This window comes from Desulfoferrobacter suflitae (genome assembly GCF_022603395.1).
GTDB classification, from domain to species: domain Bacteria; phylum Desulfobacterota; class Syntrophobacteria; order Syntrophobacterales; family Syntrophobacteraceae; genus Desulfoferrobacter; species Desulfoferrobacter suflitae.
Genome location: NZ_JAIBKA010000013.1, coordinates 40,291 through 66,938, shown reverse-complemented (window position 1 = coordinate 66,938; position 26,648 = coordinate 40,291). Strand labels below are relative to the sequence as shown.

Here is a 26,648-nt window from a genome sequence, read left to right as displayed (position 1 = left end):
CGATGCCGACGGCAGGACCTTGTTCTGCAGACGGCAGCAGGAACGGGCCAGAAACCCGTGCCGCCGAATCCCTCGGACAAGCTTCTGGCGACTAATGTGACCACTTCCTCCAGGTTTCCAGAAAAAGCTGTTTGAGCTCTGCGCACTCGCCGCTTTTGTCCAGGTCCGCGAGAAATCGTGTGATATCTTTTTCTGCCAGGTGCGCCGGCAAGTCTCTATAGATGCGGCTGCCGTCCAGGTCGGTCAGAGTGATATGGAATCTTCCTTGCCCCTCTTCCACCAGGATATTCGGCCATTTCAGATCGCCGTGGTATCCTCCGAACCGATGCATGGTGCCCAGCATAACGGCCAGTTTAGCCAGGCAGCGTTTCCTGCCGAACTCATCCAGGCGCGGCCAAATATCGCATAATCTGCAGCCCTCAACGTGTTCGTATAATATATATGATCTTTCGAGCATGCCCAAGCGACGTTCGATCAGGCAAATGAGCGCTTTCGGTACTGGAACGCCGCGCACCGTCAGGTTCCAGGTGGACAGCCAGGTACGCACGGCCCGCGAACGGCGCAAGGTATTTCTTATCCGGTAAACATGCCCTTTGCAATTATAGCGCTTGAGGAAATAGTGCCGACCGTCAATTTCAATTCGTGCAGCTCGCACGGTCCGGCCGTTTTTCAATAAAACACCTTCGTTGAGAAGTGTGTCCGGATTTGGCAGCAGCGTGTGCAGCGCTTTTTGGACCGCGGGCTGTCTGACCCAGTGAGCCTTGAAATGGCCAAATTTTCCTGCAACGAACCTGGAGTTGCTGTGGAGGCAGCGCCCGGCTCTCTTTCGCCAGACTCTCAAAGAGACATCCAGAGCAGCTTGCTTGATTTCCTCGAGTTTGCCCGACACCTCTCGTAAACGGGCCCCATCGAAATAGCATCTAAAAAAATGAAATCGTTCCAGTGAACGGGTGAGGGTCTGAAACGTGCCAAGCAGGAGCCCCAGGTTTCTTGCGCACTCCGTTGCCGAAAGCTCTCCGCCGTGCAACCGTACGCGGTCTACATCCAGAAGGTAGAAGCGGGGCCGCGTCTCTTCCTGCACCAGAATGTTGCCCAGGTGGAGGTCCCTGTGCTCGATTCCTCTGCCGTGCAGGTCCTTGATGAAGTGTGCAAATTCCTTGATGAATGCTTGCTTCTCGCCAAAAAGCAAATGCTTTCCCCGGCTCACCACAAAGACGTCCAAGGATAGCGCATCGTCAACCGTTTCCGTTAACAGAACGTCGCGCTGCAGTATGCCAAAGCGTTTCACGACGCCGTAGGCGATCACCGCGGGCACGCTCACTCCGCGGCGCGCCAGTTCCAGATTAATCATTCCCTCTTTGCAGGCGGTTGCGCCGGCCACGCCTTTCATCAGGGAACGCAGGCCACGATAGCAAATTTGCTTGGCAAATATTCCATCGGCTGAACGGATCACCAATCGCTTGCGAGACGACTTGATAACCACGCCCGAGACTTCCCGTGCAGCATGAAATGATGCGGAATGCGCTCCTCCTTTCCTCACGTAGAGCCAGTGGACAGGATGCAGTGCAATGCTCGCCGTTGCGGTTGAGGATGCTGGTTCCGATGCGGTGCCGGCTGTAGTGCGGGGGCGAATGCAACTCATATTGCGTGGACCCGACAGTTAGGCATTGTCAGTCTCCACCAAAGGTTGTTGTGCGGCGAGACCTCCATCGGCGGGGCATCCTTTGAGATGCCAGTAGAATATCGCTGCGTTCAGGCTTAACTTGTCGCACCGTGCAGATCCTTTAAAAAGCATGGCCAGGCATGCGGCGCCGCCGGCCATGCTGATCAGAAGCCTGATGAGCAGCCCCGTTCTCAGCGCGTACTGCGAGACCGTACTGTGATGTTTGGCAAAATACGTGTACCTCGATCGCCAGTACTCTATCCGCGCTCGAACATTGACTTGTGCCGCACTCTTGCCCTGCAGATGAAAAATGGCGTATCGCGGGTCAAATACCACCTTCCATCCGGCTCGGCGCATGCGCAGGCACCAGTCCGTCTCTTCAAAGAAGAAAAAAAAGTCCTCATCCAGCAGTCCAACCTGTTCGACTGCTTCTCTTCGAACCATCATGCACGAACCGATGATGGCGTCTACTTGGACCGGATGCCGAATCCGGTGTTCCTTGCCGGGGTAGCGAGACGGCAGGAGAATTCTCAAGAGGCTTTTGTTGGTCAGTTCTGTCAGAAGCGACGGGAAATTACATATGGAGTTTTGTAGCGAGCCATCACCGTTCAACAGCTGTAACCCCGCTATCCCTATGGAAGGATCCGCTTCCATGGTTTTCATGAGCCCTGCTATGGCCCCTTTTGAGATCACCGTGTCCGAGTTGAGCAGCAGCAGAAATCGCCCCCCGGCTGCGCGCATGGCGATATTGTTGGCGCGGGCGAAGCCCAGGTTGGCGCTGTTGCGGATGAGCTTGACGCGCGGGAACTCCCGGGCAACCATTGCCTCGCTGCCGTCTGTCGAGGCATTGTCGACCACGTATATTTCGTATGATACCCGGGTTATGTTTTCGCACACCGAGTCGAGGCATTGTTTCAAGAGCTCCCTCGTGTTCCAGTTGACTATAACGATCGACACATCAATCATGGGATCTCGCGTCGCCGTCTACGCCGTTTCAACAATTTCACCGTATGTGCGGCGATTCGGTCTGTCTTGGCGGCTATCGAGCGGGCTAATTTTTTCTCTGTGCTGCCCAGAGACCGCAACTCAAGATATTCCAGGAAAAAACGCATGCGGTCAGTGCGCGAGATGTGCCCGACAAAGTCTGCCGAATAATTGAGTTGCCCCAAGTCTTTTATGATATAGCGTTTGGGGATTTTTCCCCAGCGGCGCAGCCGTTGCAAATCGATCAGGTACAGCGTATCCTCCCCGCTTAAAAAGAAGTGCCCCAGATAAAAATCCTGGTGACACATTGCCTTGCCGTGCAGCACACGGGCAATGCGTGCAACATCTTTGATGATCGAGTACTTCCATATGCGTTTGGCATGTGACAGCGGGCCCCTCAGTTCCTTCTCAATGATTTTTTCCAGCGATTCAGCGCCGTACAATTCTTCGGTGATCAAAAAGGAGGCCATTTCCAGGCCAAAAGCTCTGCTTTCTCCCATCGCAACCGCAGTGACCGTGGGAATGCCCAGGCGCTGCACTGCAACAATACTGTTCCACTCGTCCAGGGCGCTCCTCGGAGGCCATTTCCAGTGCACGACCGCTTTAATGAATTCTACCCAGTTGAACCGGTTTCGTTTCAGATAAAATGCGCGTCCGGCCAGTTCCAGGCGGGTTACTGTCCTGCCCCGCTGTAAAGCGATGCGTTCACCCCCCTCGAACCGCATAAAAGAGTCGAATTCCTTGAAGCCGTGTTCTTCAAAGAACAATGTCGGGTCTTCAATGCGGATCTTTGGGCGGATGAACGGGAGCTTCAAACAGCCAATCATTCTTGTCACGATAGCTTCCAGGTTTATCGTTTTGCCTTTGCATGAGCTCACCTGCCGCTGCCAACGCTTCCTCGGCAGAAATTGAGCGAAGACAGACTTTGTCGTCGCACGTGCGCTTCTTGCAGGGGCTGCAAGCAGCCTCTTTGCGCAGGACCCTGATCTTATCGGGCGACCCGCAGGGGCCGAATATCTCATAGGGAGTCGGTCCCCAGACGGCTACCACTTTCAGGCCGACGGCAGCCCCCAGGTGAAGAATTCCTCCGTCCGATGCAACCAGCAGGTCACTTTGCTGCAGCAGGGCAGCAGTCTGCATGCTGTCACCCCAGTTGACTGCATTGACGCAGGCCGGTCCCAGGACAGCCGCAAACCGGTCGGCGAGCGCCTGCTCAGTGGTGCCGGAGCCGACCATCACGATGCTTGCGCCGAAACGGTGAATTAGCTTCCGTCCCAATTCCATGAACCTCTCGACGGGCCATAATTTGGTTGCCGTTCGATTAACTTCTGAGAGGCAAAGCTTCTTCCGACCTACGCGCCGGCATCCGACGTGAAACGCAACTCTGGGGCGGCTGATCTGCTGCAGTCTGGTCAATGCCCAGGCTTGCGCCCTGTGCGTCACCCGTATACCGGGTGTCCGGTATTCGGGTTCATTCCATAGGCCGTTGCTCGGAAACGTTCGCAGCATCGATGCAAAATGCTGCCAGGTCTTGTGCATTGCAGTTGGCGTTTCGACCAAAATCAGTGGGATGTTGGTGGCCGCCAAAAGCTTGCGCATGGATTTTTTCCCGTCCAGGACAATAGCGGCGTCATAATTCCGTCGGTTGATGGTGCGCACCAACCTCCATTTGCCGAGTGGATTCCAGGAACTGCCGGGAAGTTCGATGTGCTCAACCTCACCGGTCAGGCCATCCAGTATGGGTGCTGCGTACCCGTAACTCAAGACGGTAAGACGATCCACCGCATCATTGGCCATGAGATAATCAATTGCCGGACAGGCAAACAGCAAATCCCCGAGGCGTGGCGCACCCGTCAGGAGCATATTGAGGCCGAAAGTCTTAGCCGCATCCTCCAGTGCTTTTTGCTCAAGGAGCTTTTCTCGCGGGTTGCATGGCAGCATGATTCGTTTTCGGGTTGCACTTGCCAATGGCGGTGAAATTCTTTAGAGCGCCGATCGCATGAACTGAATGTCGAATAATCTTCGGTACTCGCCATTTTGGGAAAGCAAGCAACTGTGGGTTCCTTCCTCGACAATTCTTCCAGCGGAAACGACCAAAATGCGGTCCGCTTTTTGGATGGTAGAAAGTCTATGGGCGATCACAAAAGTGGTCCGCCCGCGCATCAGATTCTCCAACGCCATCTGCACTTCGAGCTCCGCCTCGCTGTCAAGAGAGGATGTTGCTTCATCCAGGATGAGAATCGGGGCGTCCTTCAAAATGGCTCTGGCAATGCATACCCTTTGCCGCTGACCACCGGAGAGCATCACGCCCTGTTCGCCGATGACCGTGTCAAAGCCATACGGCAATTGCTGTATGAAATCATACGCATAGGCGGCCTTCGCGGCCCATTGAATGTCTTTGAAGCCTTTGTTCAGGTTGCCATAGGCGATGTTGTTCCGGACCGTATCGTTGAAAAGAAAGCTCTGCTGGGTAACAATAGCTATTTGTTGTCGCAGCGAACCGAGCTTGACATCGCGCACATCTATCCCGTCGATCAGGACAGCTCCTTTGGTGACATCGTAAAAGCGTGGAATCAGGTTGACCAGAGTGGTCTTGCCTCCGCCGCTGCTTCCCGCAAGGGCCAGCACCTGCCCGGCCGGAACCGACAGGTTGATGTCATGCAGCACCATCTTGTCGTCGTATGCAAAACTCACATTGCGAAAATCGATGCTCCGTTGAATCGGTTGCAGCTCAATGGCGTTGGGTTTTTCCAGAAGCGTATTCCGTTCTCCGAGTACGGCGTAAACCCGCATGGTCGATGCGATTCCTTTTTGCACGACGGAATTGGCCTTGCTGATGCTCTTGATCGGCCGGTACAGCATTAAGAGACCGCCCAGGAAAGAAAAAAAAGTACCGGGGGTTGAGGTTCCTTGAATGACCTGATAGCCGCCGTAGCCGATCACGACGGCGATGGCCAGGGCACCGATGAACTCCATCAGCGGGGAAGAGAGGGCATCGATCCATTCGGATCTCAGGTAATATCGCAGCACCTTTTGATTGCGATCGAAAAAGCGATTCTTTTCATAGTCTTCCATTCCGAAGGCCTTCACGATGCGGCTTCCGGTGAAGGTTTCATGCAGGACCACGTTGAGATCGGCCATCGTTTCCTGACCTTTGGTGGCGAGCTTGCGCAGTTTGGAGCCGAACTTGAAAAGAGGATAGAAAGCCAGGGGTAAAATCAGTATGGCAATGGAGGCAAGTTTCCAGTCCTGATAGAAGACCACAAAAATCAAGCCCACCACGCTCAAGGAATCCTTGATCAGGCCGGTGAAGCCTTTGGTTACGGCGTTCTGGATTTCATTGACGTCGTTGGTGATACGGCTCATCAAAAGGCCGGTGGAAGTTCGGTCAAAAAATGACAGAGGCAGATCCTGAATGTGATTGTACAGTTGTTGCCTGAGATGGGCCACCACCGAAAGTCCTACGGACTTGAGGTAGTAATCGTTGCCCCACTGGCAGAGTCCGTTGATCAGATTAACAGCCAGAAAGACAAGGGGAATCAACTGCAGCATGGTGAGGTTCTTCCGGATGAATATATCATCCATGGCCGGCTTGATAAGATAGGCTGTGGCGGCGGTTGCCGCGGAGGCTCCCAGCATACAGACTACCGCTATGGCAAGCCTGCGCTTGTGGGGTTTGAGGAGACCTGCCAGCTGAGTGAAAGCAAACTTTTCCGTGGGACCGATTAAACTCATAATTGTCTGTCATATCCAGTCAGGAATTCATCTCCAGAATCGTGTCCACAGCCTGCACTGCCCGGTGAACTTCGATGCTGTTACTGCAAGCCGGATTTTGGGGGCATGCCTTCAACAGACAGGGAGAACACTCCATGGACGACTGAAAGGTGCAATGGCTCCGCCCCCGTGGACCGTTACGTCGGCTGTCCGTCGCTCGATAAAAGGAAATCGTAGGTGTGCCGAGCGCGGCAGCGATGTGCACCGGTCCCGTGTCGCCGCCTAGCACGACATCCACCTGAGCCGTCAGAGCCATAAACTCGGGGAGTGAAACCTTCGGCCACACCATGGAGCGCTCTGATACGGCCTGTTGCAACTTCATGATGAAATTGCGCTCCTGCCGGGTACCCCAGGAGAACAGCAGATTGACCCCATCGTTTCGATTCAGAGCGGTGATGAGTTGCTGCCAAAATTCACAGGACATTTGCTTGGTTTTCCAGGTTGTGCCGGGATGCAGGAGCACCAATTTGCGCTCTAAAAGGCCTGCCTGGTGCAATTTGTCTCGAACGCGCAGAAGACATTCCCGATCAACCGTTAAGGCAGCCGCGCCGTCCGCCATGGTTCCGCCGGGAAAGGCAGCGGCCGCCATTTTCAGTGCACGATCGCTGATGTGCTGTTGCGTCGTGCCAATGGCAACTCTGCGGTTGCTCGCCAGCAGGTTCGTCCATTCTCTCACGGCATCCCTGGCAAAGCCGTAGCGCAGGGGAGCCCCTGAAAGCAAAGTAAAAAGGCCGCTCTTACTGTTACCCTGCAAGTCCAGAATAACATCATATTTTTCCTTGCGCAGCAACCCGATGGCCCTGGTTATTTCGATCAATGCGCCGGCGAGGTTTTCAGGCCGACGCCAGCGCTTGGTGGCAATGCGGTGCACCGTATGGATGAGTGGCTGGCTTTCGAGCAAAGGGGCAAAAGGTTCTTCCACCAGCCAATCGATCTGGAGCGTCGCATCCGTTCTGTGCATGTAGCGGATAACGGGCGTCGCATGGACAATGTCTCCCAACGCGCTGGTTTTGATGACCAAGACCTTCATGCCGTCGAGTCCAGCAAGGTGCGAACCGCTACTATCACTTCCTCTACTCCAATGGCAGTCATGCAGCGATGATCGCTCGGGCAGCGGCGCTTCAGGCAAGGGGCGCAATCCACTTCATGCCGGAGGATTATGGACATATTACCGGGCGGTGAAGTGGTGGTATGATCGGTTGGGCCAAATAAGGCGACGAGGGGCACGCGGAAAGCGGCGGCGATGTGCATGGGGCCCGAATCGTTGGTCAACAGCAGGCGGCACTGAGAAAGAACCGCCATCAGCTGGCGGATGGAGGTCCTGCCAATGAGGCTCTTGTGCGGAACTTTCAGCTGCTCTGCAATCCGTTTTCCCGTCGAAGCATCTTCGGGACTTCCGAGAAGCAGAATGGGCGTCCTGAATTCCTGGTAAATTTTGTTTGCACTCTGAGCAAACCGTTCGGGGAGCCAGCGCTTGGCCGATCCATAGGAAGCACCGGGATGAACAGCGATCCAATCTACATCTCCCAGCTCCTTGCGGGCAGCGGCGGTCTCTTCGGGGGTGCAGCAAAGGGTTAGATCGCCCGGGCGGGCCGTCATGCCGTTCTTTTTGAGAAGCTGCAGGTAGTAGTCCACATGATGCAGACGTTTTTCCCGGCGGCCCACCGGTACGCCATCGGTTAACAGCCATGCCCGCCCGTCCGAACGGTATCCCAAGCGTCTGGGAATACCGGCCAGCCGGGCCATGACTGCGGCTTCCATGGCATTTTGAAAGAGGATGGCCAGGTCATAGTGTTGTTCCCGGAGCGTCTTGGTGAACCGCAACAGGCCGGTTATGCCCCGATGCACCTTGCTCTTATCCCAAACCACGATTCGGTCGCAGTAAGGATGGCCTTCAAACAGCATGGCCACCGCAGGATTGGCCACCACGGTAATCTCGGCACCGGGGAAGGTGGCACGCACCACACCCATGGCCGGTGTGGTCATGACCGCATCGCCCAGCCAGTTGGTGGATCGGATGAGTATCTTCCCGGTTTCATGTGAGTTCATGGCATTCAAACAAGCGGTTGAACCTTACCATGTAAGGCCTCGATTTGGCGATTCATGTTGCACCGGCCAGCGAGCCTCCCTGGCGGGCAATACCGCCCGGGCGGCAGGAATCCAGCAAAGCCGGGCAGCTCGGCGGAGGCGGGCTTTCGCCGGCCTGACGGAGAGCTGCAAAGCGGAATCGCCACCATTGGGTAAAAGCAAAGGCGGGCCACAGCGCCCGCCCAAGAAAATCAGCCTGTTTCCCTGCTGATCCAGGATACTGCATTAGGCACCCGTCATTTGAGCATCACCCATTTGCCCTCTTGAATCTTGACCATCACCAGGGAATCGGTGTCCAGTCCATTGTGATCCTCAGGAGTCAGATTGTATATGCCGCTCACTCCGACATAGCCCTGCATTTGTTCAATGGTATCGCGCAAAGGCTCCGCATCCGGTCCCACCTGGCGCATGGCGTTGGCCAGCAGGTAAACGGCATCCCAGGCATAACCCGAATGGGTGTTGATGGGGTACTGCTCGTCAAAGTGATAAACATTCTTGTAGAGATCCACGAAGTCTTGAATGACCGCTTTTTGTGGATCGCTGTCCGCAAGCTGATCATAAACCATCAGCTTGGTTGCCGGCATAATGCTTCCTTCAGCCGCTTCACCGGCCAGCTCGATGTACTTTGGGTCCGGCTGACCGTGGCATTGAATCAACGGGATGGATAAACCAAGCTGCTTGACGTTCCTGGCGACCTTTGCGCCGGCAGGGCCGATGGTCCAGCATATGAGCGCCTGAGCCTTGGTGTCGCGGATCTTGGCAAGCTGCGTGGTCATGTCTGCATCGTTAGGGGCGAAAGATTCCCGAGCAACGATTTCCACGCCATATTCGGGAGCCAGCTGTTCGAGCCAGACCAGGCCATCCTTGCCGAACGCATCGGAAGCCGTCAAGACCGCAACCTGCTGCAATTTCTGCGACTGGAGATATTCGTAGACCTTACGTGCTGCGGTAGAGGTGCGCTGAGGCGTCTTGAAGGTCCATCGGTACGGCCCGAATTTGTCCCCGGCGATGACCGGATCTCCTCCCACCGTCATCATGACAGGGATATGCGCTTTGTCCTCGATGTATGGCTTTACTGCCATGCCGGTGCCCGTGCGAGTGGGACCGATCAACGCTACGACCTGGTCCTTTTCGACCAGTCGCTTGGCGACCATGAGAGCCTTGGTGGGATCCCCCTCGGTGTCGCCAATGATCAGTTCGACGGGCCTGCCGTTGATTCCTCCGGTCTTGTTGATTTTGTCCACGACCATCTGTGCTACCAGCTTGGTGGGGGTGCCAATCGAGGCAGCCGGACCTGAAAGGGCAAAAAAAGCACCGATTTTAATGGGTTCATCTTTCTGTGCCGCGACGTTGCCAACACCCAATGCCAACGTTAATGCCAGTGCCAGAGAACAAATTGCCGATTTGCCACCCATCGCTTTTCCTCCTTTGTTTGGATGCTCTCAATTTTCCAGTGAGCGGTTATCAAACACCCGTTTACTCTTGCGCTCGGTGCGCGGCAGTGTGCCGTATTCCAGGACCTCTACGTGCACTCGCACCAGGATCTGTTGGCGAATTTCGGCCGTGATCGCTTCTGCCAGTCGTCTATCGGCATCGGGAGACTCCTCCCAGGTACGTTCCACCTTTAACAGCATCTCGTCGCGGCCGTCCTCGCGACGATAAAGGTGAATCTGATATTCGCTGCCCACTCCCGCAATCTGAGAGAGTACATGGTCAATCTGGCCGGGATAGATGTTCACTCCACGAAATATGATCATATCGTCCGAACGGCCCAAAAGGTGGTCGTGCCTGGGCAATGGATTGCCGCAAGGGCATGGTTCGGGAATAAGTCGGGTGAGATCTCGGGTGCGATATCGGATGAGTGGCGCCGCTTCTTTGCGCAGAGTCGTTATCACCATCTCGCCCGTCTCACCGGGCGCAACCGGTTCCAGGGTTGTGGGGTGCAATATTTCGAGAATATAATAATCCGCCCAATAGTGGACCCCCTGGTGGGCGGAGCATTCCAGCCCGGTTCCCGGGCCGTACACCTCGGTGAGACCCGGAATGTCATAAAGTCCCGTCACACCGGTGATTTCTCGGATGCGCTCGCGCATTCTCGTGCTGTGCCGCTCCGCACCAAAAATAAACTTCTTCAGGGCGATTTGATCTTTGAGGCCCCGGCTTTCGATCTCTTCCGCCATGAGCAGGGCCATTGAGGCTGTGGCACAAAATACCGTGCTCTGCAAATCGACCAGCATCTGACAGTGAATTTCCGTATTGGCCGGGCCGACCGGGATAGCCATCGCGCCAAATCGTTCACAGCCAAGCTGAAACCCCACACCCGCAGTCCACAAACCATATCCGACGGCGATCTGCACCCGGTCGGAATGGTCAAGGCCGGCCATTTCATAGCAGCGGGCAAACATGGTTGCCCAGTCGTCAATGTCCTTTTGGGTATACGCCAGTACCTTGCGCTTGCCGGTAGTCCCCGAGGAGGCGTGAATTCTCACAATTTTCTCAAAGGGTACGGAGCGCAGTGGAAAAGGATAATCGTTTTGCAGGTCCTGTGTGGTGGTGAAAGGAAGTCTGCGCAAATCATCCCGGCTGCGGATCTGGTCGGGAGTAACTCCTGCCTGCGTCAGCCGTCGGCGATAAAATGCGCAGTTATGATAGGCGTGGGAAATGGTCCACCGCAATCCTTCCAGTTGAAGAGCGTCCAAATCTTCCTGGCCCGCCCGGCTGGGCATGAAGGAAACGCTCATGAAATGCTCCTTTCCAAAGCCGTGGTTGAGGCTGATTGATGCGCTTCGGCAGTGGGCGTCATTGAATCGAACCTCAGATCAATCCACCTCTCACCAGCTAAGAATGTTTCCTGACGCGATAGGTGAAGGAACGCTTCTGCAGCCACAAAACTCCAAATGTATCCATGAGCCCGACCCAGAGGCGGTTGTTGATGCTGTATTTAGTCTTGCCTCTCTGGCGCGGTCTGTGGTTGACGGCAACTTCCGCCAGGGTAAATCCCTGCATGGCAACCAAGGTGGGCAAGAATCGATGCATGCCTTTAAACTTCGGAAGCGATTCGATGCACTGCCTCTTGAAAACGCGGGTCGAACAACCAACATCGCTCACCGTGTTGCCCGTTACAAAATTCCTGAAAGCATTGGCAATACGTGACGCAACTTTGCGAATGAAGGTGTCCTTGCGCCGGGCGCGATAGCCGTTGATCATATCCATCGAGCCCCCTTGTATTTTCGCCATAAGTCCGGGGATATCCGCAGGATCATTCTGGCCGTCTCCATCTATGGTAGCGATGAAGGCCCCTTTGGCCGCTTTGAAACCCGCCCAGAATGCAGCCGACTGCCCCGCGTTGGCCGCAAAAGACAAGTAACGATGACGGCTGTCCCGTCCCACCAGACGCTCCAAGATGGCCAGGCTTTCATCGCACGAGCCGTCATCGACCCAGATGCACTCCCATGACCACAACTCACTGCCGAGTGCGGCATTGAGCTGTTCAGCCAGCAATTCAATATTTTCTGCTTCATCCTTGATGGGAATGACAACCGAAAGGACTACACCGCTGTTGTCCATTTACATGCTCTCTCGAATCTCGCAGTCTGATGCTCCATTTCCATCCTCGGCCGATCCGTTGCGCAGCACACGACGCTCCTTGTAAATCAAATAGAGATTGCGGCTATATATAAGAAACCCGGTGCTCTGCCCGAGAATGAAGACCGGATCTTTTCTCCATATCGCATAGGTCAAAAGCAAGCCCCCGCCAGCCAGGCTCAGGAACCAAAAAGCCAGGGGAACCACACTCTTTTTAGCTCGCTCACTTGCTATCCATTGGACCACAAACCGCGCGGCGAAGAGTGCCTGAGCAAAAAAACCCAAACCAAGCCAAAATTTTTCCATCATTTCTCTCTTTCAGCAACACATCGGTTCATAACCGACGCAGTGATATTACAGAAAGCGACCCAACTTTCAATCTATTTCCTTGTTTGATCATCCGCCGTGGGCTTTCGGCTGTTCGAGGAGCAGACAGTGGTTGGAAATTGATTTTCCATGCTGCAGTGGGTAGTATTCGAGCTGGTCGGGTCGAAGGCCTTTGCAGAAAGATTTTACCATGACAGTGAGCAACGTCAAAGTTGTTCACCCGGAAGGAGGATTAACATTTTTTACCAGACATTGCTGTCGAAAAAAAAGTTTCGGGCCTACATTGCCTCATTCATTGTTGGAACAGCTATTGTGGCCGGTGCCGCAATATTTTGGCACAAGACCATGTATCATTTTAAGACCGTGGATACCGGGAAAGTCTATCGCAGTGGAACCTTGTCCAATATCGGCCTGAAAATAGCCCATGAGCTCTATGGGATCAAAACAATTGTCAATCTTCGTTCCGAAGGGGAAATGCAACGGGACTGGTACGCACGTCAGAAAGAATTCGCCCGGTCCAATGAAATGAATATGGTGGATATCCCAATGTTGCCGGACACCCCGCCCGATCCGGCACAAATTGATCAATTCATGAGCGTCGTGAGCAATCCGGATATGCTGCCGGTTTTGATCCATTGTCAGGCGGGGATTATTCGTACGGGAATGATGGTTTCAGTGTACCGAATCGGGGTCCTGGGAGAATCCAACGGCACAGTAATGGCTGAACTGCCTTGGTTTGGCCGTACCTTTGAAGAGAGGCCGGCCGTGAAAGATTTTATTCTCAGCTACAGTCCTTGACCTTTGTCCGAGGGGAATTCGGAATGCTGCCATAGCGCAGCGCGTGAGCTCTGCGCTATGGGGCAGGGTGGGGCAACGACGGTTAAATTCCTCCCATGTGTTGCTCTTTGTACTTCTTCACGGTTGCCTCGTCTACAAGTCCCCTGACTTTATCAACACACGAATCGTCAATACAGGCCTTGGGCCAAATCTGCGGTACCACTTCCATGATGAGGCGTTTTTGATCTGCTTCACTCAGCTTCAGGACTGCCGCTTTTACTTCTTCAAAGGTCATAATCTTCCCTCCGTGAATTAAGTTTGTTCATGCGAGCAACACCAGTCTGCCCTGTCAACTCAAGATGCCAGCAAAATTTTTTTGACCTAAATTAACCGCATGGTATTTGGAAATCAAGCAAAAGCATTACACCAAGCGACTACCGACTTGCCACAATCATTCGGCAGTAAACGGATCAATGGTCCCTTTGAAATTGCTTGAGCTTGTTCACGAATCCTTCAGGACCATTCATAGCCCCCGTGACGCTCACCAGGATCTCACCCTGTCCGTTGAGCAGCAGGGTGAGAGGGACTTTGGGCTTGTGCAGCCTTCTGTAGATTTCGAAAAACGGATCATTGGCCATGGGGTACTGAATGCGATATTTACCCGCATAAGCCGCCGTTTCCTCGGGGTTGCTTCCTACCAATACTCCAACCATTTTCACGTTGCTCTCGAGTTCGGGGTCGCTGCGGATCATTTCATAGATTCGGTTGGAAACGGGTGCCTGTTCATGACAATAAGGGCACTTGACTCCGTAGTATCCCAAAACTATGAACTTGGTGTTGATGTCGGACAGCGGAAACAGTCGCTTTGCTCCGATTCCAAGGTATTGTCGGGCTTCCTCGGAGGATGGAGCGGCCAGCATCACCCGGTTCAGGTCAAGGGCTTGGGGGTCGGCCGCAAACGTTACCCCGGGACAGCAGCAGGCAGCTGCCATAGCGGATGCAATAAGGGAGAGCACAAACGCTCTACGCTGTTTGAATCTCATTCAATGTCTCCTCGTGATGGAATGGTTTATCTCGGACCTCCCGGCGGCTCATCGGAACATGTTCAATCTTACAGGAGTGTGCGGGACTTGAGAACTGAAATTTGTCTGTTCCATGCCTGGTCCCCAATGGGCGGAAGGGTCGGGGTAGGGTGCATGACCGTGGAAGAAGGCGGATTCGGCTCCAGATTGAAAAGGATGTGGGGTCAGACGGCCGGTGATTGGCTCTGTTCGGGGAATCGTTGGTGATGACTTTGTTCTGCCATTGCAGTCAGTTGAGCACGAAGGTTGCCAAACTTGAAGGGCTTGACCAGATAACCGCGGGCCCCCATTTGGGCGGCTCTTCGTCTGCTCTCGGCATCATCCATGGCGCTCATGAGCAGCAACGAAATTTGCGGATAGCAGGACGAAACGTGGCGCAGCAGATCAAATCCCGATTCACCGGGCATGTTCACGTCGGAGATCACCAGGTCGACCTGGTGAGTGCGGAGATGAGCGCGTGCTCCTGCCACGTTTTCGACGCGGATACAGCGGTGCCCGATTGTCGACAGGTACTCCGACAACAGGAAACTGAGACAAACGTCGTCATCGACGATAAGTATGGTAGACACCGATCCTTCCTCAAAATGGTCTAAGCCGATCCCCAATGCCGCGTGCTTGACCCCAGTGAGCAATATTCGCGCCAATTTCAAGGAAGGCCGCAAAGGAAATTGCCGATCCAGGGCAGCGGCATCGATCCCGCTGATTTGAAGCATTGCCAAAAGAATTGCGGGATTGGTAGAATCCCATTGCACTTCATTGGCTTCCCGTTGGTGCAGGATAAGTGCTACAGTAGTGTATGGAATCGACTACATATGAAGGGTCATTAAAGGATAAGCAGGAGGAGCCATGCGACGGGTGTTGCCATTCATCGTGCTCTGTTTGTCTCTGGCCGGCTGCAGTTCCGTGCAGACCCAAACCGACGACACATTGATGAAGGCCCGCCAGGGAGCCCAAAGAGGTTACGAGAATCTGTCTGCCAGGGCGGATTCACAACATTTCTGTATTCTCGGCCTGAGAGTGAGTGCAGACGGCAGGATTTTACACGCGGGGGTCAACGCGCAGGATGCGGGCATCGTTGCGGGCGACAAAATCATCGCAGTGAATGGAAAGGCGGTAAACGACTGGAAGCAGGCGCGGGAACTGATAGCCGGGCAAGGTCCCGGAGAAACCGTGGCGCTGACGCTGCTGCGCAATGGCGGGCAGGTCCATTTGGAATGTCCCTGCGTGGATATTTCGGAAACAGCCTTTGCCACCGCCGATGCACTGCGCGAGGCGTCGGACGGCAACTGGCTTGAGTGTGCCGAAAAGATGGAACAGATGCAGCACCAGTATGGCCCCAGCCCTTTAGCCCAGCGAATTGTGGTGGACTGCTACAATTATTATCTGCTGAGTCAGCAGAAGGGAGCCGACGCGACTCTGGCCGCGGCGGTCGCCCGCCTGACCTTGCTGAATATCGAAGAAGCGTCGTTCAGTAAAGAAGCGCTGGAATTGATTCGCGAGGATGTGTTGGCCCAGGTCGAATGGCTGAAGGAGAATGATGCTGCGCAACTGGCTGAACAGGTCAAGCAGAGTTATGCCAACGCCCTGGACGGCTTCGATGGCGGCAAGTGAGTCTGCCGGCGCCAAGTTTGGCGATTCGACTCATATGATCTTCAAGATGATGTTTTTGGTGCAGGCGCCAAAGTCATTGTCTTAAACACGGTCGTTCCTGGTCAGTGGGGCTGAAGCCGCAATTCGCATTTCGAACTTCGGATTATCCGCTGCAGGACGTATGGCTCGCACCCCGGCGTGCTCACAAGGAGGAGATGGAATGACAGGTGCGGAACTGATCGTTAATACAGCAGCAGGTCTGCAGGTGGACATTTGTTTTGCCAACCCCGGGACTACAGAAATGCCCATTGTCGAAGCGTTCGACAAAAGCAAGCGGATTCGTTCGGTTCTTGGTCTTTTCGAAGGCGTATGCACTGGTGCTGCCGACGGCTATGGGCGCATGGCGGACAAGCCCGCGATGGTGCTGTTGCACCTGGGGCCAGGCCTGGCCAACGGCCTGGCCAACCTGCACAATGCCAAGCGGGCCAACACTCCGTTGGTCAACATCATTGGTCAACATGCCTCCTGGCACCTGCCCGCCGATCCGCTGCTGGCCATGGACATCGAAGCGCTGGCTGCAACGGTTTCCGCATGGCAGCGCACCAACAGGGACCTGGACAGGCTCTCACGGGACACGGCCGATGCCGTATCTGCCGCGCTTCAGGGCAAGGTTGCCACCCTCATCGTTCCGCATGACCATCAACTGGCTCCGGTGCAGGTCCCGGTGGTTGGAAAATCGTCGCATGAGGACGACCATCTCGATCAGGGCTCGGTCGAATCCGCGGTCCGGATGCTGCACAAAAGTGGTCCTCGCACGGCCGTCATTCTGGGAGGACGCGCAGCGCGCCGGCGTGGTTTGACCGCCATGGCCAAGGTGAGTGCCGCAACCGGCTGCAGCCTGTTCATTGAGACCTTTCCCGCCCGGGTGGAACGTGGTGCAGGACTGCCTCTGCTGGAACGGATTCCATATTTTCCCGACCAGGCCGTATCGGCTCTGTCCCAATATGAATGCGTCATTTTCGCTGGAGCCAGGGAACCGGTCGCCTTTTTTGGTTATCCGGGCCAGTCGAGCTACTTTCTGAGCGAGCAGCAGGTCAGAGTCCACATCAAGGCGTCTCCCCGAAACATGGAAAATGCTCTGCAAGGGTTGGCCGACTCCTTCAATGGTGGGTCGAAAAATTCCGCTGCCGGTGGACAATGCGCCTCTGTTCAGCGCCCCCAGTTGCCGCGGGGTGGACTCACTCCCCTCAAAGTTGCTGCGGTGCTCGCCGCTCTGCAACCCGAGGGAGCTATTATAGTCGAGGAAGCGATCACGTCTGCCGGCGATTATTTTCAACTGTCGAAAACTGCTCCCGCGCACACGTACCTGGCTCTCACCGGGGGTGCCATCGGCCAGGGAATTCCCTGCGCCCTGGGGGCGTCCCTGGCCTGTCCGGATCGCCCCGTCATCAATCTGCAGGCGGACGGGAGCGCCATGTACACCTTGCAGGCCCTGTGGTCGCAGGCGCGCCAAGGGGCCAATGTAAAAACTCTCATCTGTTGCAATCGCAGCTACGCGATTTTAAGGCTGGAACTTGCCCGCGCAGGAAAGCAATTTCCGGGCGAACATGCCGAATCGCTGACCAATCTGTCGAACCCTGCACTGGACTGGGTGGAGCTGAGCCGAGGCTTTGGGGTGCCCGCCGCGCGCGTGGACACTGCCGAGGAGCTCGCCAGGGAATTGGCCCGTGCCCTCGCCGCCCCGGGACCCTACTTGATTGAAATGCTCCTGTGAGTGAAAAACAAGAGGCTCATCTTGGACAGCAGAATTTCGACCTGGATCATTCGGTAGCCTGGCTCAATTCCATGACCCCGGCTCGAAGGGATCTCCCAGCGTGGCGAAAATGATCAATTTTTCTGCGCAGAAGAGCAAATCTTGCGGTTACGCTTGCCATTGATTTTCGGGAAGCCTTAAGGCAGGTGTGCTATGGTCAAAAACACAAATGGCTTGTTCATTGCTGCAAAGGGGGGCCGGGCATGATAAAAAGCATACTCTCAGCCGCTGCGATTCTATTGCTCCTGGTTTCGTCCGGAGTCCGGGCAAGCGATCTCAAGTTAGCCATATACCCTTCCAACAACCCCAAGAAGCTCATCATTCCCATGCAGGTCATGGCCCGTTATCTGACGGAGCAAAGCGGCGAAAAATTCACTGCTATCGTAACCAGGGACTATGTGGAGCTGTCCGAGCGTCTCAAGAACGAAACCGTGGATATCGCCTGGATCAATCCGGTGAACTACATCAAGATCAAGGCTGAACACCCCGCCCTGAAATACATCGCCACTTACAGGGAACGGAACGAAGAGACGGGCGAAGTGACGCCCTATTATCAGTCATTTGTCATCACCTTGAAAAGTTCCGGGATATCCAGCCTGGAAGACGCCAGGGGGGGCAATTTTGCCTTCACCGACATTGGCTCCACTTCGGGTTACGCCTACCCCAATATGATCCTCAAGCGCAAGGGAATAGACGCTTCGCGCTACTTCGCCAAAGTCTTTTTCTTGAAGAGGCACGACCGGGTGATCGAGGCTCTGGTCAATAAGTCCATCGAGGCCGGGGCGGTTTCCGACGGCACTTACTATACTGCGGTGCGCAAGTATGGCGACATTTTCAGCATCATCGAGCGGTCGGCCCCGATTCCCCTCGATGCCATCGTGGCGCCCGCGCGCATGCCGGATGAAAAAATACTGCTCTATCGAAAAATCCTGACGTCCATGCCCCTCGATCATGAGTTCAACCGGGCCATGCAAGACAGCCTCGGGTGGAGCGCGGCCGGTTTTGAAGTCAGGGACGATCGCTTCTATGACTCAATGAGAGAAGCCTTGGAATAAGCCATGACATTATACGCCAAAGTGTTGCTGCTGGTACTGATTCCCGTGGCGCTGTTTCTTGCTGTGGATATGATCAAAGTCCAGGAAGTGACGCAGGAATACGAGCAGGCGGTCAAAGAAAATTATGCGACTCAGGCCAAGGCTGTGGAAGCAAACATTCTTGCTCTGATCAAGCAGCTGGATACGGCGAAGGCGGTGTTGTCCAAGTCGACGCAGGTGAGCAACGCCATTGCCTCGGCTGACAATGAAGTATTATTCGATCTGAGCAACGATTTCATTGGAAGTGTTGACAGCATTATCTTTGCCGACATGGAGGGTATCGTGCTGTCACGCTCACCTGAAGAATTCAAATTTGGGGACAGCATCGCAGAGAGCGATTATTTTCAAGCAGCTCTGCAGCATGGCGCTTTCCGCGGCATAAGCCGTGTTGATGGGGCCGTCAGCTTTGTGATCGCGGGCCTGGTGCGCAAATACGATGATGTTCCGGTGGGCCTGGTATGCGTCAGCAGCAAAATCAACGAAGGCATGCTGCAGTCCTTGGTGGAAGGGGAAAACATTGTTTTGCGGTTCACGCACGCCGACTTCACTGCGAGCAGTTCGCAGGAAGCTGCTGCGATTGTTCACTCGGTGGAGCTGCCCGCATTGTTCCAGGGGAACACCGATGTCCCTTGCCGGCTGGCCATCCTGTTCACGCGCAACCAGAATCTCATGCAGCTGATCAGTCTAAAACGGGTGATTTATTCCAGCACCATTGCCTCGGCCCTGGTGTTGCTGGGTCTTCTGCTGTTTTTTCTGCATCGTCAGCTGAAACCATATTCCGCTCTTGTCAATCTCATCCTGAGTTATGCCGACGCGACCATAACCCCGGATACTCTTCGGCGTAAGCTGGCTGCGCTGAAATCGCACTCCGGCTCGGAAATGAGCAGGATTGCCGGAGCACTGGTCCGCATGCTGGATGTCATCGAGGACAATTTTCAACGCATTGAGCTATACAACGCTGAGCTCACCAATACGGTCGCCAAACTGGAGAAGAGCCTGCAGGAGGTGAAGACCCTCAGCGGTCTGCTGCCCATTTGCACCCATTGCAAGAAGATCAGGGACGACAAAGGCTATTGGAATCAATTGGAAGCATACATCCGCGCACACTCCAAAGCCGAATTCAGTCACAGCATCTGTCCGGAATGCGCCAAAAAGTATTATCCTGATTTTGACATTTACAAAGATTAGAGGTCGGCACCATGTTGTCGATTGCATGCCGCTGATGAGTCTATCTCGAAGGGCGGAAGTGAAAACCAGAGCCAGGGGAGTTTTGCATGAAGGATTTTTTTGTCGCTTTGCTGCTCATTGTCCTGATGGGCTGCCTGACGAGTTGTGCGACCGGTGACGCCGGCAGGGGAGAGGAGGGGCCGCAGGTGAAATATGGCGGGACTATGAACACGAGAATAAGGTCCAGCCATGGTATGTGACGCAGGACCGTTTTTCAGCGGTTTGGATTTTCTTGCCGATCCCGCTCAGCGTCTTTGATCGTATGGTGTATCGGCTCTTTTGAAGATGGTTTTGCGGATCAAGCCTTCCCTGGGCAGACGATCTCGTTCCACCAGCTGGATTCGTACGCCCAGACCCAAAGCACGGCGCACGTGACTGCGCAAGAATTCCTGGTAGTGTGCGCGCCCCCCCTGCAAAAATTCCCTGTCTGGCTGCCGAGCCAGTAAGATTTCCAGCCGTTCGCCGATGCCGTGGCGGGTATGCACCACCAGGCGCAGGTCATCGATGGCCGGATCAATGGATGCGAGCATCGCTTCCAACTGCTCGGGATATAACGGGATACCTCGGACCGATAGGCGGTTGTCGGTTCTGCGCGCGATGGGCGATATGCGCGCCAGGCTCCTGCCGCACGGGCAAGGGCTCTCATGCCATACGGTAACATCTCCCGTTCGATATCGAACGATGGGGTACCCTTCGGCAGTTAGAGTGGTGATGACCAGTTCTCCTTCTTGTCCCTGCCGCACCGCCTCGCCCGTGGCAGGATCGATGATTTCCGCGAGGAACTGGTCTTCCGCCCAGTGCAGTCCGTTTTTTGCGGGGCACTCGCCGGCGATGCCCGGCTCCACCATTTCACTCACTCCGTAAAGCCCGTAGACCGGAGCACCAAAGGCGCGCTCGAGATGGGTTCGGGTTTCCTCGGCAAGCGGGTCGGGGCCGATCAGTACAATTTTTAGATGCAGGTTGGCGGGCTCCAGTTGCTGCCTTTTCATGGTTTCGGCCAGGTGCAAGGCAAAGGCGGCTGTGGTGGCAAGGACGGTGGAGCGAAAGTCCTGCATGATCTGCAGTTGCAAGGTGGCGGATATGGTGGCGGAAGGAGCCAGCGTCGCACCGATGCTCTCGGCCGCCTGGTTAAAAGTCAGAGCACCCGGGAACAGGGCGAAATTGAAAGCCACCTGCACAATATCTCGATCGGTTACCTCCAACTGCTCGTAAAGCCGCATCATAAGTGCTTGCCACATGCCGACATCATGGCGGGTGAAACCAACAACAATGGGGTGACCGCGGTCTCGCAGCATCGGACTCGATACCTTCAGGCGCACGATGCTGCGCAATGGAACCGCAAATAATCCATAGGGGTAGTGATCGGCCAGGTCCCGGCGGGTGGTGAAGGGAAAACGTCGCAGGTCTTCGAAGGTGGCCACGTCTTCGGGCAACAGTTCAAGAGAATCCATACGATGACGGTAAAAATCGACGTTGAAATAGGCCCGGTTGAGGGTTGTCTGCAACCGTTCCAGCTGGAGTTGACGGATGTCTTTGCGTGACAGAGTGTCAATGGGATTCAACGGCATGGCTGCTTGTCACCTTTCCCATTTGTGTGCATAGTCTTTGCCCAGGTAGGCTCTCTGAACGTCATCGTGTTCCATCAATTCCTGCGCCTCCCCCGCCAGAACGATTCGGCCGGTTTCCATTACGTAGGCTCGTTGAGCGATACTCAAAGCTCCCATGGCATTTTGTTCGACCAGCAGTATGGTCGTCCCCCGCTCGCTGAGTTCCTTGATGGTTCGATAGATTTCTTCCACCATAAGGGGTGCGAGTCCCAGCGAGGGTTCATCCAGAACGAGCAGCCGCGGGTCGGTCATGAGTGCGCGCGCAATGGACAGCATTTGCTGTTCACCGCCACTCAGCGTTCCCGCCTTTTGCTGCTGTCGATCGACCAGGACAGGGAAAAGCTCGAACATGGTCGGCAGGCTTTCTGCCACGTACTTGCGCCCGTACATATAACCGCCCAACTCCAGGTTTTCCAGGACGGTCATATTGGGAAACAGCTGCCGTGCCTCCGGAACCTGGACCAGTCCCAGCTGAACGATCCGTTCCGCAGACCGGTTGTGAATCGGCTCATGTTGGAAGAGGATCACTCCCTCGAAGGGGCGCATAACGCCGCTGATGGTTTTCAGCAGAGTGCTCTTGCCGGCACCGTTGGCCCCAATCAGGGCAACGATTTCACCTGCGCCCACGTGGAAGGTGACTCTGCGCAACACCTGCAGTGCACCGTATTTGACCGAAAGTCCTTGTACCTCGAGCACCCTCGCTCCTCACCGGAGGCAATGTGTTTGACTTTGCCCGCATCAAATCCCCGTCAGTCGTTATCCCCGGTCAGCGCCTCGAAGCCGGAAATCACATCCATCAGCTCTTCGGTAATGGCACTTTGGCGTTGCTGGTGGTAGCGCGACTGAAGCTCGCCCAACCGCTCGTCAATGTTTTTTTCAGCGCCCTGCATAGCCGCCAGGCGGCTGGCATTTTCGCTGGCCAGGGATTCGGTGATGGCCTTATAGATGGAAACAAACAGGAACTGCCGGATCAAGGCCGAAAAGAGGCTTTGGGATTGCATGCTGAAGGTGGGCAAAACCCGACTGGGCCATGCCTGCCGCGAGAGGCTGCGCAGCCAGCTGCGATCAATCGGCAGGAGCTGAAAGGAGGCGGGCTCGAATGCGGCGCCGGCCAACGGCCGATTATAGAAGAATTCAACCCCTTCAAGGCGCTGCTGCAGGTTGGCCTCTTCGATGTCCAAAAGCATGTGCTGCACGGCTGAGGTCACTCCGCTTACCGAACTTGGTGCGGAGTAGATATGATCGGCGCCACGTCCCCATCTCTCCAGCCGGGCCACTACCCTTTCTCCCATTGCCCAGATCCCAACCTGCGCTCCAGCCGGAGCGATCCGTTCCATGGCATAAGAGACGACCTGGTCGTTGAATTGGCCTACCATTCCGTAGTCCGATCCCAGAATAACGGAAAGCCGGGCTCCCCTTTCGGTTTGCCAATCCCTCGAATACAGGGAGGGATCATTCTTCACCACCACCTGTAATCCCAAAGAGATGGTTCGGTAATAGTGGGCAAGGGATTCCAGAGCCTTTTCATATTGGCGGATGCTCACTGCTGCAAGCGCTTTCATGGTCCGAACGACCGACTGCAAGTCTTCGGCACTGGTTATTTTTCGTCTGAGCTGTTCAACGGTCTCCATGGTCCACCCCCTGAAGAATGGCTTCCCGGGCGACCGTCAGCAGTCGATCTAGGTGCTCCTGGTGCAGTTTCTCCCCGCCTGCGATTAGTTCAAAGACATCCGGCAAATGCTCCCGGCATGCCGCTCGGATCGCCCTCTCAGCTTCAGCGACCCGATCCACGGCGAACCGGTCAAACAATCCCTCATTCAACGCAACCAGAATACTGATCTGCTCGGGCGCCGACAGTGGCTCATATTGTGACTGTTTGAAGATTTCCCGGACCCTTCTGCCGCGTTCCAGAGTCTTGCGCGTGTCCTCGTCCAGGCGGGTTCCAAAGCGGGCGAACGCTTCCAACTCTTCAAATTGCGAATAACTCAATCGCAGATCTCCGGCAACCGCCCGGTAAGCCGGCAACTGAGTCTTGCCCCCGACCCTCGAAACGGACCTGCCTACATCGACCGCCGGCATGATGCCTTTCTGAAACAGGGTGGGAGACAGGTAAATCTGCCCGTCGGTAATGGAAATCAAGTTGGTTGGAATGTAGGCTGATATGTTTTGCGCTTCCGTTTCCACAATGGGAAGGGCCGTCAGCGAACCGCCCCCGTGGTGTTCGGCAAGATGCGTGGAGCGCTCGAGGAGGCGCGAGTGAATGTAAAATATATCACCGGGGAAAGCTTCCCGTCCTGGCGGGCGCCGCAACAGCAAAGAGAGTTCGCGGTACGCACGGGCGTGTCGCGTCAAGTCGTCGTAGACCACCAATACGTCATGCCCCAGTTCCATGAAGTATTCAGCCATTGACGTTGCAGCATAGGGAGCCACAAACTGTAGTCCGGGGGGGGCATGGCCTTCCGCCACAACCACCACCGAATAGTCCATGGCATTGAGTCGCCTGAGATCGTCGATGATCTTGGCAACCGATGAGCCGCGCTGTCCGATGGCGCAGTAAATACAAATGACCTGTTTGTCCGCCTGGTTGATGATGGTATCCAGAGCGATGGCGGTCTTGCCCGTTTGCCGATCGCCGAGAATCAATTCCCGTTGACCGCGCCCAATGGGAATAAGCGCATCCAGGACCTTGATGCCGGTTTGAAGGGGAACCGTCACCGGCAAACGATCCATTATAGCCGGAGCATCCCTTTCAATGGGACGTCGCTCTGCCGCCCGCACGGCACCCTGATCGTCCAACGGACGACCGATGGCATCGACCACCCTGCCGAGCAGATTTTCTCCTACCGGCACATCCAGCGTCCTGCCGGTTCGCCTCACTTCACTGCCGGCCGTCAGCAGTTCGCTTTCATCCAGCAGGATGATGCCCACTTCATGAGGATCCACGTTGAAGACCATGCCGGCCAGATTGCCTGGGAACACGACCAGCTCTTCCGATTGAACCTGCGGAAGGCCTGCAACTCGGGCAATCCCCTGGCCAACGAACTTAACCGTACCAAACTCGCTGACTCTTATGTGGGCGGCGCTGTCTGCGAGAATCTTCTGCAAAGGGGAAAAAACACCATCTATGATCTCGTTGAGCGGCCGTTGCTCATTGTTTTTCGTCATCGATCCGTAGCTCCGGCTTTCCGGGCTTCTGCGATTCATTCCCTGGCCGGTGTCCGATATGTAAAATCGGCAACCTCATCCATTGCGCTGCGCATGCTTTCTTCCAGAGAATCGAGGTAATCTTTAAGATGCCAGGCCACTTTGCGCCCGTTTGCTCTGAGCTCGATACCGCTTATCAGGTCCCTTGAGACCTGGAAGTCGAGCGCCACTGAAGCTCCCAGCCAATGCTGAACCCCCGCGATGATCCGTTCGCGCAGATCGCCCGGCAGTTCGAAGGCGCTGAAAACAGTCATGGGCTCCTGTTTATCTCCGCCGGGATCATCAAAGTCTTTCATGGGGGCGGAATCGGCATCCTCCAGACGTCGCAAAAAAACCTGCACGACCTGCCTTTCCATCCGCTGATCGGCCAAATCCTTGAGGGCCTGACGGGAAATAGCGAGGATATTTTCCCCCGCACGGCTGCGCAAGTCTCGCAGGAAAGCCTCCTGTTCTCGCGCCACTGCCTCCCGCCAATCCCGCTTTTTCTGCTCTATCTCACTGCGTACCCGGTGCAGCAGCTCTTTGCGGTGAGCTTCCGCTTCGGCTTTCGACTGCTGCATCATTTGTTCACGCCGGGCATCGAATTCGCGATTTTTCCTGCGGAATACCTCAGCTTCCCGCTCAGCTTCCTGCTTCTCCCGCCTGGCATCTGCCAGCCGCTCGGCAATTTTTGCTTCACGTTCATCCATCGCACGCATGATCGGAGCGTAGAGGAACTTCTTGAGCAGTGCAACCAGAATCAAAAAGTTCAGGATCTGCGCTGCGACCGTGAACCAATCAATCAGCACGGCTTAACCTCCTGCCTTGGAAACGAGATAATTCCAGAAAGGATTGGCGAAGATCAAAATCATGGAGACCACAAAACAATAAATGGCCGTCGATTCAACCATTGCCAGGCCAACAAACAGAGTTCGAGTGATGGTGTTGGCTTCGTCGGGTTGCTGGGCGATTGAAAGCAGCGCCTGGGCCAGCGCCCGCCCCTCTCCCAGTGCCGGGCCAATCGCTCCAATCGCAATGGTCAGACCCGCTGTAATGATGGAAACCATGCCAATCAGACTCAGGCTATCCATTGGAAATCTCTCCTTTCTGCTGATCTGGTTCAGATCCTTCGCGCTTCTGCTGCACTTTGGTTGCAGCGGCGATGTATACGGTGGCAAGTATGGCGAAAATATAGGCTTGAATCAGTCCCGTCAAAAGGCCGAGAACCTGCATCACGATGGGAAAAATAAGGGGGGCTATGGCGAGCAGTATGGCCGCAATCATGGTTCCGCTCATGACGTTTCCAAACAACCTCACAGCCAGGGCCAAAGTCCGAGACAGTTCGCCGAGGACGTTGAACGGCAGCATGAACACCGACGGCTTGAGGTACTGCTTGAAATAACCCGCTGCGCCACGCTTGCGAATGCCGTAAGCCGGTACTGCCAGGAAAACACAGAGGGCCAGGCCTGCCGTCGTGGATAGGGAACCGGTGGGTGCCTGGTAGCCCGGCACGATGGTGAGGATATTGGCAACCGCAATGAACAGAAAGAGAGTACCGATGAACGGCAGGTAGGGGCCGGGATCCTGCCGGGTCACGTCACGGATTTGTTCTCTCGCATGAACGACGATGACTTCCAGCAGGTTTTGGAAGCGCGACAGCTTCATGCCGCTTGACAGCTCCCGGGTGACCAGCCAGGCGCCAAAGGCCATGGCGATCATCACCACCCACGTGACCACAATGGTCGCGTTGAGGGATGCCCAATGCCATTGCCAGAATACGATCTGATCGGGTGTGATGTGCATGTCGTCTCCCGTAACTAATTCGGCCCATCTTTGCTCATCCAATGGCGAGAG

General features: G+C 55.3%; 27 protein-coding genes. 6 read left to right on the top strand and 21 right to left on the bottom strand.

The genetic code is table 11. From position 1 onward, the window contains the following. Positions 1-91 precede the first annotated feature (91 nt). The 11 genes from K1V27_RS19325 to K1V27_RS19275 form a co-directional block, all read right to left on the bottom strand. The gene (locus K1V27_RS19325; RefSeq protein ID WP_258931703.1) at positions 92-1,483 is read right to left on the bottom strand and encodes a lipopolysaccharide kinase InaA family protein; all 1,392 of its coding nucleotides are present in this window, start codon (positions 1,481-1,483) and stop codon (positions 92-94) included. Positions 1,484-1,660: 177 nt separating this feature from the next. After that, positions 1,661-2,629 (bottom strand): glycosyltransferase family 2 protein, encoded by a 969-nt coding sequence (locus tag K1V27_RS19320; protein WP_258931702.1) that lies wholly within the window; start codon positions 2,627-2,629, stop codon positions 1,661-1,663. Next, on the bottom strand, positions 2,626-3,474 hold the full coding sequence (locus tag K1V27_RS19315) for a lipopolysaccharide kinase InaA family protein (RefSeq protein ID WP_258931786.1): 849 nt from the start codon (positions 3,472-3,474) through the stop codon (positions 2,626-2,628). Before K1V27_RS19315 ends, K1V27_RS19320 begins: the two co-directional genes overlap by 4 nt. After that, entirely contained in the window at positions 3,425-4,588 is a 1,164-nt protein-coding gene (locus tag K1V27_RS19310) for a glycosyltransferase family 9 protein (RefSeq protein ID WP_258931701.1), read from the bottom strand. Before K1V27_RS19310 ends, K1V27_RS19315 begins: the two co-directional genes overlap by 50 nt. A 42-nt stretch (positions 4,589-4,630) precedes the next feature. Then, the gene (locus K1V27_RS19305) at positions 4,631-6,382 is read right to left on the bottom strand and encodes an ABC transporter ATP-binding protein (RefSeq protein WP_258931700.1); all 1,752 of its coding nucleotides are present in this window, start codon (positions 6,380-6,382) and stop codon (positions 4,631-4,633) included. 19 nt (positions 6,383-6,401) lie between these two features. Then, entirely contained in the window at positions 6,402-7,451 is a 1,050-nt protein-coding gene (waaC, locus tag K1V27_RS19300; protein WP_258931699.1) for a lipopolysaccharide heptosyltransferase I, read from the bottom strand. Continuing rightward, the gene (waaF, locus tag K1V27_RS19295; protein ID WP_258931698.1) at positions 7,448-8,470 is read right to left on the bottom strand and encodes a lipopolysaccharide heptosyltransferase II; all 1,023 of its coding nucleotides are present in this window, start codon (positions 8,468-8,470) and stop codon (positions 7,448-7,450) included. The genes waaC and waaF overlap by 4 nt, the downstream gene beginning before the upstream one ends. A gap of 275 nt (positions 8,471-8,745) precedes the next feature. Next, complete coding sequence (locus tag K1V27_RS19290; protein WP_258931697.1) at positions 8,746-9,924, bottom strand: ABC transporter substrate-binding protein; 1,179 nt, start codon at positions 9,922-9,924, stop codon at positions 8,746-8,748. Between the two features lie 27 nt (positions 9,925-9,951). Further along, the gene (locus tag K1V27_RS19285; RefSeq protein WP_258931696.1) at positions 9,952-11,250 is read right to left on the bottom strand and encodes a phenylacetate--CoA ligase family protein; all 1,299 of its coding nucleotides are present in this window, start codon (positions 11,248-11,250) and stop codon (positions 9,952-9,954) included. A gap of 97 nt (positions 11,251-11,347) precedes the next feature. Further along, on the bottom strand, positions 11,348-12,076 hold the full coding sequence (locus tag K1V27_RS19280) for a glycosyltransferase family 2 protein (protein ID WP_258931695.1): 729 nt from the start codon (positions 12,074-12,076) through the stop codon (positions 11,348-11,350). Further along, positions 12,077-12,403: a lipid-A-disaccharide synthase N-terminal domain-containing protein gene (locus tag K1V27_RS19275; RefSeq protein WP_258931694.1), complete on the bottom strand. Its 327-nt coding sequence runs from the start codon at positions 12,401-12,403 to the stop codon at positions 12,077-12,079. A gap of 147 nt (positions 12,404-12,550) precedes the next feature. Between K1V27_RS19275 and K1V27_RS19270 the strand changes: the two genes are divergently transcribed. After that, on the top strand, positions 12,551-13,219 hold the full coding sequence (locus tag K1V27_RS19270) for a fused DSP-PTPase phosphatase/NAD kinase-like protein (protein ID WP_258931693.1): 669 nt from the start codon (positions 12,551-12,553) through the stop codon (positions 13,217-13,219). Positions 13,220-13,301: 82 nt separating this feature from the next. Here K1V27_RS19270 and K1V27_RS19265 read toward each other — a convergent pair whose 3' ends face one another. From K1V27_RS19265 to K1V27_RS19255, 3 genes are all read right to left on the bottom strand, one after another. Then, entirely contained in the window at positions 13,302-13,493 is a 192-nt protein-coding gene (locus K1V27_RS19265) for a hypothetical protein (protein ID WP_258931692.1), read from the bottom strand. A 175-nt stretch (positions 13,494-13,668) separates the two neighbouring features. Then, on the bottom strand, positions 13,669-14,241 hold the full coding sequence (locus K1V27_RS19260) for a TlpA family protein disulfide reductase (RefSeq protein ID WP_258931691.1): 573 nt from the start codon (positions 14,239-14,241) through the stop codon (positions 13,669-13,671). 203 nt (positions 14,242-14,444) lie between these two features. Further along, on the bottom strand, positions 14,445-14,849 hold the full coding sequence (locus K1V27_RS19255; protein ID WP_258931690.1) for a response regulator: 405 nt from the start codon (positions 14,847-14,849) through the stop codon (positions 14,445-14,447). Positions 14,850-15,126: 277 nt separating this feature from the next. Between K1V27_RS19255 and K1V27_RS19250 the strand changes: the two genes are divergently transcribed. The 5 genes from K1V27_RS19250 (at position 15,127) to K1V27_RS19230 (ending at position 20,204) form a co-directional block, all read left to right on the top strand. Next, a complete protein-coding gene (locus K1V27_RS19250; RefSeq protein WP_258931689.1) occupies positions 15,127-15,891 on the top strand; it encodes a PDZ domain-containing protein in 765 nt (254 codons plus the stop codon). Positions 15,892-16,090: 199 nt separating this feature from the next. Beyond that, positions 16,091-17,644, top strand: a complete 1,554-nt coding sequence (locus tag K1V27_RS19245) for an acetolactate synthase large subunit (RefSeq protein WP_258931688.1) — start codon at positions 16,091-16,093, stop codon at positions 17,642-17,644. A gap of 242 nt (positions 17,645-17,886) precedes the next feature. Further along, positions 17,887-18,738 carry a phosphate/phosphite/phosphonate ABC transporter substrate-binding protein gene (locus tag K1V27_RS19240; protein WP_258931687.1) on the top strand — a complete coding sequence of 284 codons (852 nt, stop codon included), beginning with the start codon at positions 17,887-17,889 and terminating at the stop codon, positions 18,736-18,738. Positions 18,739-18,741: 3 nt separating this feature from the next. After that, complete coding sequence (locus K1V27_RS19235) at positions 18,742-19,965, top strand: PDC sensor domain-containing protein (RefSeq protein ID WP_258931686.1); 1,224 nt, start codon at positions 18,742-18,744, stop codon at positions 19,963-19,965. An 86-nt stretch (positions 19,966-20,051) separates the two neighbouring features. Beyond that, positions 20,052-20,204 carry a hypothetical protein gene (locus K1V27_RS19230; protein ID WP_258931684.1) on the top strand — a complete coding sequence of 51 codons (153 nt, stop codon included), beginning with the start codon at positions 20,052-20,054 and terminating at the stop codon, positions 20,202-20,204. Positions 20,205-20,249: 45 nt separating this feature from the next. Here the strand turns inward: K1V27_RS19230 and K1V27_RS19225 are convergent, their stop codons facing one another. From K1V27_RS19225 to K1V27_RS19195, 7 genes are read right to left on the bottom strand one after another with little or no spacing between them, the layout of a single operon-like run. Further along, on the bottom strand, positions 20,250-21,572 hold the full coding sequence (locus tag K1V27_RS19225; protein ID WP_258931683.1) for a phenylacetate--CoA ligase family protein: 1,323 nt from the start codon (positions 21,570-21,572) through the stop codon (positions 20,250-20,252). 9 nt (positions 21,573-21,581) lie between these two features. Continuing rightward, complete coding sequence (locus K1V27_RS19220) at positions 21,582-22,307, bottom strand: ABC transporter ATP-binding protein (RefSeq protein ID WP_258931682.1); 726 nt, start codon at positions 22,305-22,307, stop codon at positions 21,582-21,584. Positions 22,308-22,360: 53 nt separating this feature from the next. Beyond that, on the bottom strand, positions 22,361-23,242 hold the full coding sequence (locus K1V27_RS19215; protein ID WP_258931681.1) for a F0F1 ATP synthase subunit gamma: 882 nt from the start codon (positions 23,240-23,242) through the stop codon (positions 22,361-22,363). Continuing rightward, the gene (locus K1V27_RS19210; RefSeq protein WP_258931680.1) at positions 23,229-24,776 is read right to left on the bottom strand and encodes an alternate F1F0 ATPase, F1 subunit alpha; all 1,548 of its coding nucleotides are present in this window, start codon (positions 24,774-24,776) and stop codon (positions 23,229-23,231) included. The genes K1V27_RS19215 and K1V27_RS19210 overlap by 14 nt, the downstream gene beginning before the upstream one ends. Before the next feature lie 35 nt (positions 24,777-24,811). Further along, positions 24,812-25,603 (bottom strand): F0F1 ATP synthase subunit B family protein, encoded by a 792-nt coding sequence (locus K1V27_RS19205; RefSeq protein ID WP_258931679.1) that lies wholly within the window; start codon positions 25,601-25,603, stop codon positions 24,812-24,814. Between the two features lie 3 nt (positions 25,604-25,606). Continuing rightward, positions 25,607-25,885, bottom strand: a complete 279-nt coding sequence (locus K1V27_RS19200; RefSeq protein ID WP_258931678.1) for a F0F1 ATP synthase subunit C — start codon at positions 25,883-25,885, stop codon at positions 25,607-25,609. Then, positions 25,878-26,597 carry a F0F1 ATP synthase subunit A gene (locus K1V27_RS19195; protein ID WP_258931677.1) on the bottom strand — a complete coding sequence of 240 codons (720 nt, stop codon included), beginning with the start codon at positions 26,595-26,597 and terminating at the stop codon, positions 25,878-25,880. Before K1V27_RS19195 ends, K1V27_RS19200 begins: the two co-directional genes overlap by 8 nt. Positions 26,598-26,648 lie beyond the last annotated feature (51 nt).

Coding starts and splice junctions, on each gene's coding strand:
- K1V27_RS19305 (WP_258931700.1), bottom strand. CDS start 6,382: ATGAGTTTAATCGGTCCCACGGAAAAGTTTGCTTTCACTCAGCTGGCA.
- K1V27_RS19260 (WP_258931691.1), bottom strand. CDS start 14,241: ATGAGATTCAAACAGCGTAGAGCGTTTGTGCTCTCCCTTATTGCATCC.
- K1V27_RS19200 (WP_258931678.1), bottom strand. CDS start 25,885: ATGGATAGCCTGAGTCTGATTGGCATGGTTTCCATCATTACAGCGGGT.
- K1V27_RS19210 (WP_258931680.1), bottom strand. CDS start 24,776: ATGACGAAAAACAATGAGCAACGGCCGCTCAACGAGATCATAGATGGT.
- K1V27_RS19265 (WP_258931692.1), bottom strand. CDS start 13,493: ATGACCTTTGAAGAAGTAAAAGCGGCAGTCCTGAAGCTGAGTGAAGCA.
- K1V27_RS19275 (WP_258931694.1), bottom strand. CDS start 12,403: ATGATGGAAAAATTTTGGCTTGGTTTGGGTTTTTTTGCTCAGGCACTC.
- K1V27_RS19240 (WP_258931687.1), top strand. CDS start 17,887: ATGATAAAAAGCATACTCTCAGCCGCTGCGATTCTATTGCTCCTGGTT.
- K1V27_RS19250 (WP_258931689.1), top strand. CDS start 15,127: ATGCGACGGGTGTTGCCATTCATCGTGCTCTGTTTGTCTCTGGCCGGC.
- K1V27_RS19235 (WP_258931686.1), top strand. CDS start 18,742: ATGACATTATACGCCAAAGTGTTGCTGCTGGTACTGATTCCCGTGGCG.
- K1V27_RS19315 (WP_258931786.1), bottom strand. CDS start 3,474: ATGATTGGCTGTTTGAAGCTCCCGTTCATCCGCCCAAAGATCCGCATT.
- K1V27_RS19230 (WP_258931684.1), top strand. CDS start 20,052: ATGAAGGATTTTTTTGTCGCTTTGCTGCTCATTGTCCTGATGGGCTGC.
- K1V27_RS19215 (WP_258931681.1), bottom strand. CDS start 23,242: ATGGAGACCGTTGAACAGCTCAGACGAAAAATAACCAGTGCCGAAGAC.
- K1V27_RS19270 (WP_258931693.1), top strand. CDS start 12,551: ATGCTGCAGTGGGTAGTATTCGAGCTGGTCGGGTCGAAGGCCTTTGCA.
- K1V27_RS19245 (WP_258931688.1), top strand. CDS start 16,091: ATGACAGGTGCGGAACTGATCGTTAATACAGCAGCAGGTCTGCAGGTG.
- waaC (WP_258931699.1), bottom strand. CDS start 7,451: ATGAAGGTCTTGGTCATCAAAACCAGCGCGTTGGGAGACATTGTCCAT.
- K1V27_RS19285 (WP_258931696.1), bottom strand. CDS start 11,250: ATGAGCGTTTCCTTCATGCCCAGCCGGGCGGGCCAGGAAGATTTGGAC.
- K1V27_RS19320 (WP_258931702.1), bottom strand. CDS start 2,629: ATGATTGATGTGTCGATCGTTATAGTCAACTGGAACACGAGGGAGCTC.
- waaF (WP_258931698.1), bottom strand. CDS start 8,470: ATGAACTCACATGAAACCGGGAAGATACTCATCCGATCCACCAACTGG.
- K1V27_RS19310 (WP_258931701.1), bottom strand. CDS start 4,588: ATGCTGCCATGCAACCCGCGAGAAAAGCTCCTTGAGCAAAAAGCACTG.
- K1V27_RS19290 (WP_258931697.1), bottom strand. CDS start 9,924: ATGGGTGGCAAATCGGCAATTTGTTCTCTGGCACTGGCATTAACGTTG.
- K1V27_RS19280 (WP_258931695.1), bottom strand. CDS start 12,076: ATGGACAACAGCGGTGTAGTCCTTTCGGTTGTCATTCCCATCAAGGAT.
- K1V27_RS19225 (WP_258931683.1), bottom strand. CDS start 21,572: ATGCCGTTGAATCCCATTGACACTCTGTCACGCAAAGACATCCGTCAA.
- K1V27_RS19195 (WP_258931677.1), bottom strand. CDS start 26,597: ATGCACATCACACCCGATCAGATCGTATTCTGGCAATGGCATTGGGCA.